This window comes from Pseudomonas sp. GD04158 (assembly GCF_029834875.1).
Lineage (GTDB): Bacteria > Pseudomonadota > Gammaproteobacteria > Pseudomonadales > Pseudomonadaceae > Aquipseudomonas > Aquipseudomonas hydrolytica.
Window position 1 is genome coordinate 1 of record NZ_JAODYT010000095.1, and the last position, 13012, is coordinate 13012.

Consider the following 13012-nt stretch of genomic DNA (forward strand, 5'->3'; position numbering starts at 1 on the left):
GCGAAAGCCGCGCCACGCGCAGCGCTCAAGGCGGCGTGCAGCGCGCCCGGCAGCTGGCCAAGCAGTTTCAGGGACTGCTCAAGGGGCGGCCGGTCATTGGGGCGGTGAGCGACCCCGAGCACCCGCGCTGGCTCGGCTGTCTGCTGGCCTTCGCCTACCCCGACCGCATCGCCCAGCAGCGCCGTGCCGGTGGCGCCGACTACCGCCTGGCCAACGGCCGCGCCGCACAGTTCGGTGAGGCCGATGCGCTGATGAAGCACGAATGGCTGGTGGTGGCCGACCTGGGTAGCCGTCAGGGTCAGCGCGAGGAGCGCATCTATCTGGCCGCCGATCTCGACCCGGCGCTGTTCGAGCGCGAACTGGCCGAACAGGTCACGACGCTGGAGGTGCTCGACTGGGACGAGCGCGAAGGCGTGCTGCGCGCCGAACGTCAGCGCAAGGTGGGCGAACTGGTGCTGGAGCGCCAGGCACTGGCAGCGCTGGACGAGGACACGCGCAGCCGCGCCCTGGTCGGGCTGGTGCGACGCAAGGGCCTGGAGCTGCTGCCCTGGACGCCCGACCTGCGTCAGTGGCAGGCGCGCGTGGCGCTGCTGCGCGAGCTGGACCTGCAGCAGCAGGGGCAGAGCGAATGGCCGGACCTGTCCGATGCCGCGCTATTGGCCAGCCTCGAGCAGTGGCTGACGCCGTTCCTGGGCAAGGTCAACCGCCTCAGCCACTTCGCCAATCTCGACCTGCCGGCGATCCTGCAGACGCTGCTGCCCTGGCCGCTGCCGCAACGCCTCGACGAGCTGGCGCCGCGCACGCTGAGCGTGCCGTCCGGCTCGCGCATCGCCATCGACTACACGGAAAACCCGCCGGTGCTCGCCGTGCGCCTGCAGGAGCTGTTCGGTCTGGCCGCCACGCCGCGCATCGCCGGCGGCCGCCTGGGCCTCAAGCTGCACCTGCTGTCGCCGGCGCGCCGGCCGGTGCAGGTCACCCAGGATCTGGCCAGCTTCTGGGCCAACACCTACCTGGAGGTGAAGAAGGACCTCAAGGGCCGCTATCCCAAGCACTACTGGCCGGACGACCCGCTGATCGCCGAACCCACGGCGCGCGCCAAACCCCGCAAATGAGGTGTTCATGTTGACCCTGGATATCGGGCCGCTGGCCCTTTCTACGTCGCACCTGCTGTTGCTCGGCAGCCTGCTGCTGGCCACCCTGGTCGGCTGGTGGAGCGGCCGCAGGCTGGGCTGCAACCCGGAGCGGCAACTGTTTCGCCAGTTGCTGCTGGGCCTGCTGGTGGCGCGTCTGGCCTTCGTGCTCAGCTACGCCGAGTTCTATCGCGAAGCGCCCTGGCAGGTGCTGGACATTCGTGACGGCGGCTTCATCGCCTGGCCCGGCGTGCTGGCGGCGCTGGCCCTGGGCGCCTGGTATCTATGGCGCGACGCCCGCCTGCGCCGGCCGCTGGGCGTGGCGATGGCGTTCGGCCTGAGCCTGTGGCTGGGCGGCAGCCTGTTGCTGCACGCCCTGGAGCGGGGTACGCAATTGCCGGACCTGCAGCTGCAGGACGCTCAGGGCCGCACGGTGAACCTGCGTGATTACGCCGGGCAGCCGCTGGTGGTCAACCTCTGGGCCACCTGGTGCCCGCCGTGCCGTCGCGAGATGCCGGTGCTGGCGCAGGCGCAGCAGCGCGAGGCCGGCATCCGCGTGCTGTTCGTCAATCAGGGCGAGAGCGTCGGCGAGGTCGAGGCCTACCTCGCCAGTCAGAATCTGGAGTTGCAGCACGTGCTGCTCGACGCTCAGGTACGTCTCGGTCAGCTGGTGGGTTCGCGCGCCCTGCCGACCACGCTGTTCTACGACGCCCAGGGGCGTCAGGTCGGCAGCCATCTCGGTGAGCTGTCGCACGCCAGCCTGCAGCGGGCGTTGGCCGCGCTGCGGCCGGAGTGAGGCGTCACGGCAGCCAGAGGTCCTCGCCGGCCTCTTCCAGTTCCTCATAGGCACGGTCGAGCTCGTCGCGCAGGCGCTCGGCATCCGCGGCGCGGCGCGAGAAGATCAGCTTCAGCGGCAGGCGCTGCACTTCGATGAAGGGCAGCTCGCGCATGCCCAGCAGCTGCCTGGCCTCGTCCACCGGCGTCTGGTAGTCCAGCAGGTAATCGCCACGCCGGCGCAGCAGCATCTCCAGGGCCGAGGTGTGGCTGGCGGTGCGGTGCTGGGTGATTTCACGCGCCGGGTCTTCCAGCCACCGGTTGACCTCCTGCCAGTAGCTGTAGCCGGTGATCAGGATCACGCCGCGTCCGTTCAGGTCGTCGGGCACGCGCGGTGGCGGGGTGTCGTGGCGAAAGTACAGGTTGAGGGTGATTTCACCGAGCAGGTGGCGACCTTCGAGGGTGTGCTCGGTCAGCTCGGGTTTGCCCGATGCCCCCGTCCACACCTCCACGCTGCCGTCGATCAGGCCGCCATAGAGGCGCGCACCGGGGTAGGAGCGAAACTCCGCCTGGTAGCCGGCCTGCTCCAGCAGGCGCGCGGTCAGCTCGAGGCCGGAGCCGCTGGGCTGGCCTTGGGCATCCGTGTAGGAGTACGGCGGGAATTCGTAATAGCCGACATGAATGCGGCGTTTGGCGTCGTCCGCATGGGCAGCGGGCAGCCAGAGCAGGGCGATGAGTAACAGGCAGAAGCGTCTTGGCATCCGGTCGTCGCGGCTCTTCGCCGTCTTGTCGTTATGGGCTGGTGCCCTGCGAGCATGGACAACTCCTGGTGGACTTGTCCAGTCCCGCCCCGGTTATTCCTCGCTGGGCAGAAAGAAGCGACCGATGACCGGCAGGTGGTCGGAGATGCCCAGGGTGTCGTGCTGGCGCACCTGGCTGGCGAAGGGCGTCAGGCGCGGGCTGTAGAACAGATAGTCGAGGGTGCGATCCGGGCCGCTCGCCGCCGGGTCGTTGGGGTAATGGGTGTACCACTGCGCTTGCTGTGCGCCGCTGGCCTGCTGCAGGCTGGGAATCATCGGGTAGCGCCCGGCCAGATCCTGCAGTTCGCTGTCGGCGGCGTACCAGCCGCGCTGGTTCTCCGGCAGATGCTGGAACTGGCCGGGCGGCAGCAGGTTGAGGTCGCCGCCCAGGATCCAGGCGCTGGCGCCTGCCTGCAGCTGCTGCAGCAGCGCATCGGTCATCTGCACCTGACGCCGCATGGTGTCGTCGCCCTGAGCGAAGGCATCGAAATGGGTATTGATCGCCACCAGCTCGCCGCCGCCACGGATCGGCAGGTGGCTGACCAGCAAGGCGCGCTTGAGCTGGAACTGGCGGCTCAGCGGGTCGCTGGGGATTTCCGGCAGTTGCAGGCGTTCGGCGCGGGCGATCTGGAAGCGGCTCAGGGTGCCGAGCTTCATGCCGACGCTGCCGAGGATGCGCGGGTGCGGGACGAACGCGGCCTTCCAGTAAAAGGCCTGGCTGCTGCACGGGTAGAGATCGGCCAGGCGTTCCTGCAACAGGGCCAGCTGGTCCTGATAGTCGCTGGCCTTGGCGCCGTCGTGCAGCTCCTGCAGCAGCACCAGATCCGGCTGCTCGTCGCGCAGTACGCGCACCACTTCGTCCAGGGTGGCGGCCAGATCGTCGCTGCTCGGGCGCTCGTCCGGGCCATCGCCGCCGGGCAGGTCGTACCAGAACACATGGCGTTTGCCGGCCAGGTACTGCACGTTCCAGGTCATCACCTTGAGCGCCTGGCCCGGTTGCAGCTGCGCCACCTTGCCGTTGCAGGCCAGCGGCGCCGGCTCGTGCGCGGCGGGGCGCCAGGTCAGGGCATGCAACAGGGCGAACAGGGCGCCGAACAGCAAAGCGATGATGAGCAGCAGACGGAACGGGCGGGACAGGGACATGGCGACGCGGACGGCTATGCTGAAGGGAGGCGAGGATACCCGACTGTGGCCCGCCGGCCCAGGCTCGCGGCATTCTGCCGGGAGGTTGAAATGAACCAGCCGCTGATCGCCCAGCGCGGCCCCTACGCAGTGGATGTGGAAGCCGGGCAGGACTATTTCTGGTGCCGTTGCGGGCACAGCGCCAGCCAGCCGTTCTGCGACGGCAGCCACAAGGGCAGCGGGCTGACGCCGCTGAGGTACCATGCCGAGCGCGCCGAACGGGTATTTTTCTGTGGCTGCAAGCACACGGCCACGCCGCCCTGTTGCGATGGCAGCCATAACAGGTTGTAGTGTCGCGAGGGCAGTGCAGGGGAGCAGCGCATGTATCGCAAGGTGTTCGCCAACAAGGTGTTCGATCGCAAGGTCGTCCTCATCACGGGGGGCTGTGCCGGTATCGGCCGCGCCTTGGCGATGCGTCTGGCTCAGGCGGGCGCGCGCCTGGTGATCCTCGACCTGCAGCAGGCCTCGTTGGACAGCCTGGTGCAGCATCTGGCCGACCACCACAACGCCGAGGCCCTGGGGCTGGTCTGCGACGTCGCCGACGCCGAGGCGGTGCAGCGTGCCGTGGCCCTGGCGGTGGAGCGTTTCGGCGGTATCGACGTGCTGGTCAACAACGCCGGCATCACTCATCGCAGCACCTTCGCCGAGACCAGCCTGGAGGTGTTCCAGCGGGTCATGGCGGTCAACTATTTCGGCGCCCTGCACTGTACGCAGGCGGCGCTGCCCAGCCTGATCGCGCGGCGCGGCCAGATCATCGTGCTCAGCTCGCTGTCGGGCATCGCCCCCTTGCTCTATCGCAGCGCCTACAACGCCAGCAAGCATGCGCTGCACGGGCTGTTCGAAACCCTGCGTTACGAGCTCAAGGGCTCCGGGGTCAACGTCATGCTGGTGTGCCCCGGCTTCACTGCCACCGACCTGCGCAAGAACGCCCTGGTCGGCGACGGCTCGGTGGCCGCCCAGCCGCCCCTGGCGATGGGCAAGGTGGCTTCGCCGCAGGACGTCGCCGAGGCGATCTACCGGGGAGCGCTCAAGCGCCGGCGTCTGCTGGTGTTGTCCAACGTCGACTGGCGCGCCCGGGTGCTGGCGCGCTTCTTCCCGCGGCTGTTCGAGCGGGTATTGCTGCCGCGGCTTTCCGGGCTGCGGCCGCAGGGCTCGGGGCGCCACTGATGCGCAGCTGGCTGTTCGCAATGCTGATGCTGGTGCCGCTGTGCCGGGCCGGTGAAGCCGAGCCCCTGCGGGTGATGACCGACCTCTGGCCGCCCTTTCGCATGGAGGGCGAGAACGGCCGCTTGCAGGGGCTGGACATCGATCTGCTCGACGAGCTGTCACGCCGCACCGGGCTGCGCTTCGAAGTGGAGCGGGCACCCTGGGCGCGCGGCCTGGCAGCGCTGGAGCAGGGCAAGGCCGATCTGATGACCGGGCTGGCCAGAACGGCGGAGCGCGAGCGCTATATCCAGTACCTGAACGCGCCGTACTACGCCTGCTCGCCGCGCTTCTACGCCAGCCCGACGCTGGCCACGCGCCTGGACGACTACGAGAAACTTCGCGGGCTGCGCATCGGCCATGTGCTGGAGTCGGTGTACTTCCAGCCGTTCGACGGCGATCAGAAGCTGAACAAGGTCGGTGTCAGCAACGAGAGCCAACTGCTTCAGATGCTCGCACGCGGCCGCATCGACGTGCTGGTGGGCACCGACTGCCAGGTCGACTACGCCCTGCTCGCCCCCGAGCTGGCCGGGCGCATCGTCAAGGCGGCCTACCGTCCCGAGGCACGCACCGAACTCTACATCGGCTTTTCCCGCCAGCGCCTGCAACGCCTGCCGCAGCTCTCGGCTGCACTGGAGAGCCTGCTACGCGAGGGCTGGATCGCGCGAGCCGCGCTGCGTTACCAGCGAGTGGTGGCGCGTCAGTAGCTGGGCCTCAGCCGTGCTCGTGCGGCTCGACGTACAGCTCGTACATCATCGACATGTCCCAATAGGCCGCCTCGATCTTGTGGCCGTCGAGATCGCGCACGAAACAGCCGTAGTAAGGCTCGCCGTAATCCGGGCGCGGGCCTGGCTGGCCTTCGTCGCTGGCGCCGGCTTCCAGGGCGGCCTGGTGAAAGGCGTGCACCGACTCCTTGTTCGGGGCGACGAAGCCGAAATGGCTGCCGTTGCCGAGGGTAGCCGGCTGGCCGTTGATCGGCGTCTGCACCCAGAATTCCGGGTACTCGCGGCCGAACGCCACGGCGCCGGGATGACGCATGATCTCCTTGCAGCCCAGGGTGGCGAGCACCTTGGCGTAGAAGGCGCTGGCCTCGTCGAAGCGGTTGGTGCCGATCGACACGTGGGACAGGATGCTGGGGTTGGTTTCGCTCATGGCGCTCTCTCCTTATCTGGCCAAAGCTGCAAGCCTAGTCGGTGTTTTCCTCCGGCGCCGATTGCGTGTCGAGGAGCATGAACAGGCGAAACACCACCACCACCGCCAGCAGCTGGAGAAAGCCGTTGCCGGCCTGCTGCAGCACCCACAGCAGGGTGTCGTCGCGGCTCGGCTGCGTCCACCAGTCCAGCAGCCACAATGGCACCAGCACGTTGGCCAGGCAGACGAACACCGGCCAGAAGCGCCCCTCGGTCAGCCCGAAGCTGCTCTGCAGGGCGCGCATCGGCGGCTCCTGACGCAGCACCAGGATCACCTCGGCGAAGGCCAGGCGCACCATGATCCAGATACCCGGCACGATGAACAGCGACAGACCCAGCATGATCACCAGCGTGCTCAGGCCGGCGAGCAGGGCGAAGCTCGGCCACAGCTGCAGCGCGGCGGCGAATAGCTGGCCTGCGCTCGCTTCGCGCCCGCTGCTGCGCGCATGCAGGAAGAGAATCAGCGGCGCGGCGTACAACGGGTAGAACAGCACGCCGAGCAATATGCCGTATGCCGGGTTGGCGTCCGCGCCGAGCTGGGCGGCGAGCAGAACCTGGCAGATGGCTTCGAGCAGCAGCAGGGGCAGGGTGATGCGGGCGATGGCCGCCAGGTTGTGACTGAAGAAAAACCAGGCGTCGCGCAGGACGGACAGAGGCTTCATCGGCAGGTTACCAAGTGTGGGGGCGAGGGCGCTGGCCGTTCGCCGAGGCAGTCGAATGGGTTCAAGGGTACTCCAGCTGCGCATTGGGCTGCGCCGCGAGCAGGCGCGGCAGGGCGCTGCCCGGTACCTCCAGGGTGAGCCCGGGCGGGCCGGGCGAGTACAGCAGAAAGTCGCAGCCCAGCACCTGGCGGTCGATCACCAGGGTGATGCTGGGGTCATGGCCGAAGGGGCAGGCGCACATCGGCACGCAGCCGGTGTGCTCGCTCAGCTCCGCGTCGCTGGCAACACGTGGCCGGCTGCCGAGCAGGTGCTTGAGCCTGGTCCAGTCGGCGCGGGCACCTTCGAGGCTGACCAGCATGGCGTAGCGCTGCGCCGCGATGCGCAGGAACAGGCTCTTGCTCTCCACGCCGCGCAGGCCGAAGCGCTGGCGCACGGCGTGGGCGGTTGGGTAGTCCAGCACCGGTTCGTGTTCGACCAGGCGGTGGTCGATATTCAGGCTCTGGAGCAGGTCGAGGTTGCGCTGGCAGAGGCGTTCGAGAGGCGTCATGGCGGCTAGGATAGGGGCTGCGCCACGCCCGGGCCAGCCCCGGACGCAGGATGCGGCCGGCTCTGGCATACTGGCGCCTTCGTCGCCCCCGAGGACTCCCGGTGAAGAAGATCGCCGTATTCGCCGATGTGCAGAACCTCTACTACACGGTGCGCCAGGTCCATGGCTGCCATTTCGACTACAGCGTGCTGTGGGCCGAGGTCAGCCGCCGTGGCGTGATCGCCGAGGCCTACGCCTACGCCATCGATCGTGGCGATGCCAAGCAGCAGCAGTTCCAGCAGATCCTGCGCAAGCTGGGCTTCACCGTGAAGCTCAAGCCCTATATCCAGCGCGCTGACGGCTCGGCCAAGGGCGACTGGGACGTGGGCATCACCATCGACGTGCTCGACGCGCTCGAGCGGGTCGACGAGATCGTCCTGGCCTCCGGTGATGGCGACTTCGATCTGCTGCTCGAACGCGTGCGCAGCCGGGGCGTAGAGGCCATCGCCTTCGGCGTGCCGGGGCTGACGGCGCAGTCGCTGATCCGTGCCGCCAGCCTGTACGTGCCCATCGAGGGTGAACTTTTGCTCCGTAATCATTGAGGCGTACGTGGAATCCATTGCAGTAATCGATTTCGAAACCACCGGCGTGTCGCCGAGCCAGGCGCGCGCTACCGAGATCGGCGTGGCGATCATCGAGGACGGGCGCATCGTCGACCGTTACCAGAGCCTGATGAACAGCGGCGCCTGGGTGCCGCCGTTCATCGAGCAGCTCACCGGCATCAGCAACGCCATGCTGCGCAAGGCGCCACCGTCGGAGCAGGTGATGAACGAGGTGGCCGACTTCATCGGCGAGCGGCCGCTGCTGGCGCACAACGCGTCCTTCGACCAGAAGTTCTGGGACGCCGAACTGGCGCGCGTGCGCCGGCGTCGTTCGCAGCCCTTCGCCTGTTCGCTGCTGCTCTCACGCAGGCTGCTGCCGGAGGCGCCGAGTCACAAGCTGGGCAACCTCAATGCCTGGGCCGGCCTGCCGGATACCGGCCGTGCCCACCGCGCCCTGGCCGACGCCGAGATGGCGGCGAACCTCACCCTGCATCTGTTCGGCTTGCTGCGCGAGCGTCATGGTCGGTACCAGGCCGACCATGCCTTTCTCTGCCAGCTGCAGAGTCTCTCGGCCGCCAAGGTGCGGGCGCTGCTGGCCACGGCTTAGCCGTCGTAGCCCGGATGCAATCCGGGGGGCGCTATTCCCGGATTGCATCCGGGCTGCGCAGCGGTGCTTTACGGGCACGAACGGGTAAACTACGCGCCAGTTTCCTACTTCCTGCGGTTAGCCTCCATGACCTTCGCCTCCCTCGGTTTGATCGAACCGCTGCTGCGCACCCTCGCCGAACTCGACTACCAGACCCCGACCCCGGTGCAGAGCCAGGCCATCCCCGCCGTGCTCAAGGGCCGCGACCTGATGGCCGCGGCGCAGACCGGCACCGGCAAGACCGCCGGTTTCGCCCTGCCGCTGCTGCAGCGCCTGACCCTGGAAGGCCCGCAGGTGGCCAGCAACACGGTGCGTGCGCTGGTGCTGGTGCCGACCCGCGAGCTGGCCGAACAGGTGCTGCAGAGCTTCCAGGCCTACGGCCAGCACCTGCCGCTGAGCAGCTACGCGGTGTACGGCGGCGTCAGCATCAACCCGCAGATGATGAAGCTGCGCAAGGGCGTCGACGTGCTGGTGGCCACGCCGGGGCGGCTGCTCGACCTGTACCGGCAGAACGCGGTGAAGTTCGCCCAGCTGCAGACCCTGGTGCTGGACGAGGCCGACCGCATGCTCGATCTGGGCTTCGCCCGTGAGCTGGACGAGCTGTTCAGCGCGCTGCCGAAAAGGCGCCAGACCCTGCTGTTCTCCGCCACCTTCTCCGACGTGATTCGGCAGATGGCCGGCGAGCTGCTGCGCGATCCCGTGTCGGTGGAGGTCAGCCCGCGCAATGCGGCGGCCAAGAGCGTCAAGCAGTGGCTGATCCCGGTGGACAAGAAGCGCAAGAGCGAGCTGTTTCTGCACCTGTTGCAGGAAAAGCGCTGGGGCCAGGTGCTGGTGTTCGCCAAGACGCGCAAGGGCGTCGATCAGCTCGAGCAGGAGCTGCTGGCCATGGGCGTGTCCGCCGACTCGATCCACGGCGACAAGCCGCAGCCGAGCCGCCTGCGCGCGCTGGAGCGCTTCAAGGCCGGTGAGGTGCAGATCCTGGTGGCCACCGACGTGGCCGCGCGTGGCCTGGATATCGACGACCTGCCGCTGGTGGTCAACCTCGACCTGCCGATCAACGCCGAAGACTACGTGCACCGCATCGGCCGTACCGGCCGTGCCGGCAGCACCGGTGAGGCGGTCTCGCTGGTGTGCGCCGACGAGGTGGAGCTGCTGGCTGCCATCGAGCGGCTGATCCGCCAGGTGCTGCCGCGCCGCGAGGAGCCGGACTTCATCCCCGATCACCGGGTGCCGCAGACCACCATCGACGGCCAGGTGCTGAAAAAACCGAAGAAGCCCAAGCAGAAGCTGATCCCCGGCGCCGCCAAGCCTGCCGGCAAGGGCAATATCCACCTCGGCCGCTGGTTCGAGGAAGAGGATGCCAAGCCGAAAGCCAAGGCGGTGCGCAAGGTGCCGAGTTTCGGCAGCAAACCCAAGGGCGGCAAGAAGTAGGTGGAATCTCCGTTGGCGGGTTGCACCCGCCCTACGGCACGCCGCAGCCGTCTCGTAGGGCGGGGGCACCCCGCCATTGCTCTCAACTATTCTGCGCGATTCGCCACAGCACGCCGCTAGGATCGAACACCATGAACTCGCGCATGCCCCAGGGCTGATCCTGCGGCGCGATCAGTCGCGTGCCGAACCGCTCATCCAGACGGGCTGCCTGAATCTGCTGCCACCACGCATCGACTTCTTCCACCAGCAGGTGCATGACGAAGTTCTCCGCCTGTTCCTTCACGTAGAAGTTCTGCAGCAGAAAGGCGCAGTGATCACCATGGCTGAAATAGGCCATCTGTTCGTCCGACCAACCGCGCTTAAAGCCCATGGCCTGGTAGAAATCCATGCTCAGGGCGAAGTCCCGTGCCGGGACGAAGGTTTTCAGTTCAACACTGCGCAGCATGTAAATCCCTTTTCTGAGAGCCGTAGCCCGGATGCTATCCGGGAACATTGTATGCAGCATGACCCGGATTGCATCCGGGCTACGACAACCTCAACTCGTAGATTGCGCCTGCGCCGCCACGGCCGCCGCGGTCATGTCGTAGATCACCAGACACACATGCTCCACCGGCTGGCCGGCCAGCGGCAGCAGGGTGACGTTCTGATACATGAAATCGGCCTGGCCGGTGATCGGCTGATAGCTCTTGAAACGCATCAGGTAGGGGCGCTGCTGCCACAGGCTGAAGGCGCGGGTGCCCAGCTGTACCACGCTTTCCACCTTGCGCTCCAGCCAGGGACGGTCGATGTCCGGGAACAGCTCGAACAGCGAGCGCCCCTGCACCTGATCCGGCCCCAGCCCGGAGTGGTTCTCCATGAAGGCGTTCCACACCTCGACGCGGTACTGGCGGTCGAGCACCAGCACGCCGACGTCGATGCACTGCACGATGTCGAGCAGCCAGTGAACCTCCTTGATATCGATCTGCGCGGGCATCGCCTCACTCCATCAGGTAGCCGATCTTCGCCGTCAGGCGGGCGATCGAGTCTTCGGTGAACAACAGCAGCAGGTCGAAATGAATGGCGTGGCCCTCCAGGCTGTAGCTGATCTCCACGGCCAGGGTCTTGCGCCAGCGCTGGCGGTTGACCTGAATCAGCTGGTCGAGGCTGGCATGCTGGCCGAGCAGTTGCGGGTGGCCCTGGGAGAAACGCAGGTCGAGCTGCTCGGCGACGCCGGCCAGGCAGGCGCCGATCAGGATGCTGGCCAGGTCCAGCAGCATCTCCGAAGTCTGCGTCTCGTTCTTCGGCTGCCAGCCGAGCAGGCGCGCCATGTCGTTCACTTCCGAGTCATGGAACAACAGCAGCGCCTCGCCGGCGATGGCTTCGCCGATGAAGCCCTGGCAGATGGCGCTGAAGCGCTCGCCGCGCTGGGCGTCGAGCAGGGTCATGTGTAGCTCGCTGACCTCGAAGAGATTCACCTGCGGCACGGGGAGCTGCACGAATACCCCCAGCACCTTGGCCAGCAGGGCGGCGGCGCGGCCCATGGCGACGTTGCTCACCTCGCGCAGGGCGTCGCGGAAGCTCACCTTCAGCTCCGACAGCGCCGCGGCCTGGGCCTGCGCCATGGGCGTGGCCTGGGGGTTGAACAGGCCCAGTTCGATCAGCGTCTGGCGCAGGATGGCGGGGTCAGCGGGTTTCCTGATAAAGGCCAGGGCGCCCAGCTCGCGCACGCGGCGCACGGCTTCGTCCTGCACGTCGCCGGACACCACGATGACCTGGCTCTGCAGCCCCTCGGCCCGCAGCGCGGCCAGGGTCTGGTAGCCGTCGAGCACCGGCATGGTCAGGTCCAGCAGCATGATCTGGCCCTGGCCCTGGCGAACCAGTGCCAGTGCCTCCTCGCCATTGGCCGCCTGGCTCAGGGTCACCGGCCATTCCGGCGGCAGCGCGCGAATCAGTTGCTTGCGCGCCATGTTGGAGTCGTCGCAGACCAGCAGCGGGATCACGGCGGGGGATTACCTGTGTGGGGGAGCGCTGAAACTGAGCATAGACGCAGCCTGGGGCAAGGGCACGGCGGTTTTTCCGGTGTAGGGCGGCGTGTCGCCGGACTACCAGGCGCCATGATCGCCTGGTAGGAGCCCGCTTGCGGGCGATCGAGGCGGCATGAGGCGGATCGCCCGCAAGCGGGCTCCTACGCCAGGTGCTGCAGCCAGCGCAGAATGCCCTGCGCTGCCACCTGCCCGCTGGCGAAGCAGGCGGTGAGCAGGTAACCGCCGGTGGGCGCTTCCCAGTCGAGCATCTCGCCGGCGCAGAACACGCCGGGCAGGGCCTTGAGCATCAGTCCGTCGTCCAATGCCTCGAAGCGCACGCCGCCGGCGCTGCTGATCGCCTCATCCAGCGGGCGGGTGCGCAGCAGGGTGATGGGTAGCGCCTTGATCCACAGAGCAAGCGCGGCCGGATCAGTGAAAGCCTCGGCGGGGGCGAGCTCGCGCAGCAGGGCAGCTTTCACGCCGTCGAGGCCGGCCTGGCGGTGCAGGTGCTTGGCCATGGAATGCTTGCCGCGCGGCTTGCCCAGCGCCTGCTGCAGTTTGGCCAGCGGCATCTGTGGCAGCAGGTCGAGGTGGATCAGGGCCTGGCCGTCGGCCTCGATGGCGCGGCGGATATCGGCGGAAAAGGCGTACACCAAGCTGCCTTCGATGCCGCCTGCGGTCAGCACGAATTCACCGATGCGAGGCACCTGGCCGGGCAGGCTCAAGGCGACGTTCTTCAGCGGCGCCCCGGCGAATTTCTCCCTGAGATATTCACTCCAGCCGGCCACTTCGAAACCGCAGTTGCTCGGTTTCAGGGCCGCTACTTCGACGCCGCGCTGCTGCAACAGGGCCGTCCAGGCGCC

The 13012-nt window shown here is 67.6% G+C and carries 17 protein-coding genes; 8 read left to right on the forward strand and 9 right to left on the reverse strand.

From position 1 onward, the window contains the following. Together N7333_RS21910 and N7333_RS21915 are read left to right on the forward strand one after the other, a co-directional pair. Positions 1-1112: ATP-dependent helicase C-terminal domain-containing protein (locus N7333_RS21910; protein WP_279859387.1), on the forward strand; the 1112-nt coding region annotated here is incomplete at its 5' end. A 7-nt stretch (positions 1113-1119) separates the two neighbouring features. Continuing rightward, entirely contained in the window at positions 1120-1926 is an 807-nt protein-coding gene (locus N7333_RS21915) for a TlpA disulfide reductase family protein (protein WP_012019671.1), read from the forward strand. 4 nt (positions 1927-1930) lie between these two features. On the opposite strand, the gene N7333_RS21920 is transcribed toward N7333_RS21915, so the two are convergent. Beyond that, entirely contained in the window at positions 1931-2665 is a 735-nt protein-coding gene (locus tag N7333_RS21920; protein WP_012019670.1) for a transporter substrate-binding domain-containing protein, read from the reverse strand. 93 nt (positions 2666-2758) lie between these two features. Beyond that, a complete protein-coding gene (locus tag N7333_RS21925; RefSeq protein ID WP_129482974.1) occupies positions 2759-3847 on the reverse strand; it encodes an endonuclease/exonuclease/phosphatase family protein in 1089 nt (362 codons plus the stop codon). A gap of 90 nt (positions 3848-3937) precedes the next feature. Between N7333_RS21925 and N7333_RS21930 the strand changes: the two genes are divergently transcribed. From N7333_RS21930 to N7333_RS21940, 3 genes are read left to right on the forward strand one after another with little or no spacing between them, the layout of a single operon-like run. After that, positions 3938-4177 (forward strand): CDGSH iron-sulfur domain-containing protein, encoded by a 240-nt coding sequence (locus tag N7333_RS21930; RefSeq protein WP_003240311.1) that lies wholly within the window; start codon positions 3938-3940, stop codon positions 4175-4177. 30 nt (positions 4178-4207) lie between these two features. Then, a complete protein-coding gene (locus N7333_RS21935) occupies positions 4208-5053 on the forward strand; it encodes an SDR family oxidoreductase (protein WP_012019668.1) in 846 nt (281 codons plus the stop codon). Beyond that, positions 5053-5796, forward strand: coding sequence for a transporter substrate-binding domain-containing protein (locus N7333_RS21940; RefSeq protein WP_129482973.1), 744 nt, complete (start codon positions 5053-5055; stop codon positions 5794-5796). The genes N7333_RS21935 and N7333_RS21940 overlap by 1 nt, the downstream gene beginning before the upstream one ends. A gap of 7 nt (positions 5797-5803) precedes the next feature. On the opposite strand, the gene N7333_RS21945 is transcribed toward N7333_RS21940, so the two are convergent. From N7333_RS21945 to N7333_RS21955, 3 genes are all read right to left on the reverse strand, one after another. Continuing rightward, positions 5804-6241 carry a VOC family protein gene (locus N7333_RS21945; RefSeq protein WP_129482972.1) on the reverse strand — a complete coding sequence of 146 codons (438 nt, stop codon included), beginning with the start codon at positions 6239-6241 and terminating at the stop codon, positions 5804-5806. Positions 6242-6275: 34 nt separating this feature from the next. Beyond that, on the reverse strand, positions 6276-6941 hold the full coding sequence (locus N7333_RS21950; RefSeq protein WP_003240326.1) for a YciC family protein: 666 nt from the start codon (positions 6939-6941) through the stop codon (positions 6276-6278). Between the two features lie 61 nt (positions 6942-7002). Next, a complete protein-coding gene (locus tag N7333_RS21955) occupies positions 7003-7488 on the reverse strand; it encodes a YbaK/EbsC family protein (protein WP_129482971.1) in 486 nt (161 codons plus the stop codon). Between the two features lie 50 nt (positions 7489-7538). Between N7333_RS21955 and N7333_RS21960 the strand changes: the two genes are divergently transcribed. The 3 genes from N7333_RS21960 (at position 7539) to N7333_RS21970 (ending at position 10146) form a co-directional block, all read left to right on the forward strand. Then, complete coding sequence (locus N7333_RS21960; protein WP_177491169.1) at positions 7539-8069, forward strand: NYN domain-containing protein; 531 nt, start codon at positions 7539-7541, stop codon at positions 8067-8069. 7 nt (positions 8070-8076) lie between these two features. Beyond that, positions 8077-8676 (forward strand): 3'-5' exonuclease, encoded by a 600-nt coding sequence (locus tag N7333_RS21965; RefSeq protein WP_012019664.1) that lies wholly within the window; start codon positions 8077-8079, stop codon positions 8674-8676. Between the two features lie 126 nt (positions 8677-8802). Further along, positions 8803-10146 carry a DEAD/DEAH box helicase gene (locus tag N7333_RS21970; protein ID WP_129482970.1) on the forward strand — a complete coding sequence of 448 codons (1344 nt, stop codon included), beginning with the start codon at positions 8803-8805 and terminating at the stop codon, positions 10144-10146. A gap of 82 nt (positions 10147-10228) precedes the next feature. On the opposite strand, the gene N7333_RS21975 is transcribed toward N7333_RS21970, so the two are convergent. The 4 genes from N7333_RS21975 to N7333_RS21990 all read right to left on the reverse strand — a co-directional run. After that, on the reverse strand, positions 10229-10591 hold the full coding sequence (locus N7333_RS21975) for a VOC family protein (RefSeq protein WP_129482969.1): 363 nt from the start codon (positions 10589-10591) through the stop codon (positions 10229-10231). Between the two features lie 90 nt (positions 10592-10681). Next, a complete protein-coding gene (locus tag N7333_RS21980; protein ID WP_129482968.1) occupies positions 10682-11119 on the reverse strand; it encodes a PAS domain-containing protein in 438 nt (145 codons plus the stop codon). Between the two features lie 4 nt (positions 11120-11123). Beyond that, positions 11124-12125, reverse strand: coding sequence for a response regulator (locus N7333_RS21985; protein WP_003240340.1), 1002 nt, complete (start codon positions 12123-12125; stop codon positions 11124-11126). A 185-nt stretch (positions 12126-12310) separates the two neighbouring features. Next, a partial coding sequence (locus N7333_RS21990) for a TIGR03862 family flavoprotein (protein WP_279859388.1) occupies positions 12311-13012 on the reverse strand: 702 nt, incomplete at its 5' end.

Excerpts from the sequence above, each read along its gene's own strand:
- N7333_RS21915 (WP_012019671.1), top strand. The coding sequence starts at position 1,120 with ATGTTGACCCTGGATATCGGGCCGCTGGCCCTTTCTACGTCGCACCTG.
- N7333_RS21920 (WP_012019670.1), bottom strand. The coding sequence starts at position 2,665 with ATGCCAAGACGCTTCTGCCTGTTACTCATCGCCCTGCTCTGGCTGCCC.
- N7333_RS21925 (WP_129482974.1), bottom strand. The coding sequence starts at position 3,847 with ATGTCCCTGTCCCGCCCGTTCCGTCTGCTGCTCATCATCGCTTTGCTG.
- N7333_RS21930 (WP_003240311.1), top strand. The coding sequence starts at position 3,938 with ATGAACCAGCCGCTGATCGCCCAGCGCGGCCCCTACGCAGTGGATGTG.
- N7333_RS21935 (WP_012019668.1), top strand. The coding sequence starts at position 4,208 with ATGTATCGCAAGGTGTTCGCCAACAAGGTGTTCGATCGCAAGGTCGTC.
- N7333_RS21940 (WP_129482973.1), top strand. The coding sequence starts at position 5,053 with ATGCGCAGCTGGCTGTTCGCAATGCTGATGCTGGTGCCGCTGTGCCGG.
- N7333_RS21945 (WP_129482972.1), bottom strand. The coding sequence starts at position 6,241 with ATGAGCGAAACCAACCCCAGCATCCTGTCCCACGTGTCGATCGGCACC.
- N7333_RS21950 (WP_003240326.1), bottom strand. The coding sequence starts at position 6,941 with ATGAAGCCTCTGTCCGTCCTGCGCGACGCCTGGTTTTTCTTCAGTCAC.
- N7333_RS21955 (WP_129482971.1), bottom strand. The coding sequence starts at position 7,488 with ATGACGCCTCTCGAACGCCTCTGCCAGCGCAACCTCGACCTGCTCCAG.
- N7333_RS21960 (WP_177491169.1), top strand. The coding sequence starts at position 7,539 with ATGCGGCCGGCTCTGGCATACTGGCGCCTTCGTCGCCCCCGAGGACTC.
- N7333_RS21970 (WP_129482970.1), top strand. The coding sequence starts at position 8,803 with ATGACCTTCGCCTCCCTCGGTTTGATCGAACCGCTGCTGCGCACCCTC.
- N7333_RS21975 (WP_129482969.1), bottom strand. The coding sequence starts at position 10,591 with ATGCTGCGCAGTGTTGAACTGAAAACCTTCGTCCCGGCACGGGACTTC.
- N7333_RS21980 (WP_129482968.1), bottom strand. The coding sequence starts at position 11,119 with ATGCCCGCGCAGATCGATATCAAGGAGGTTCACTGGCTGCTCGACATC.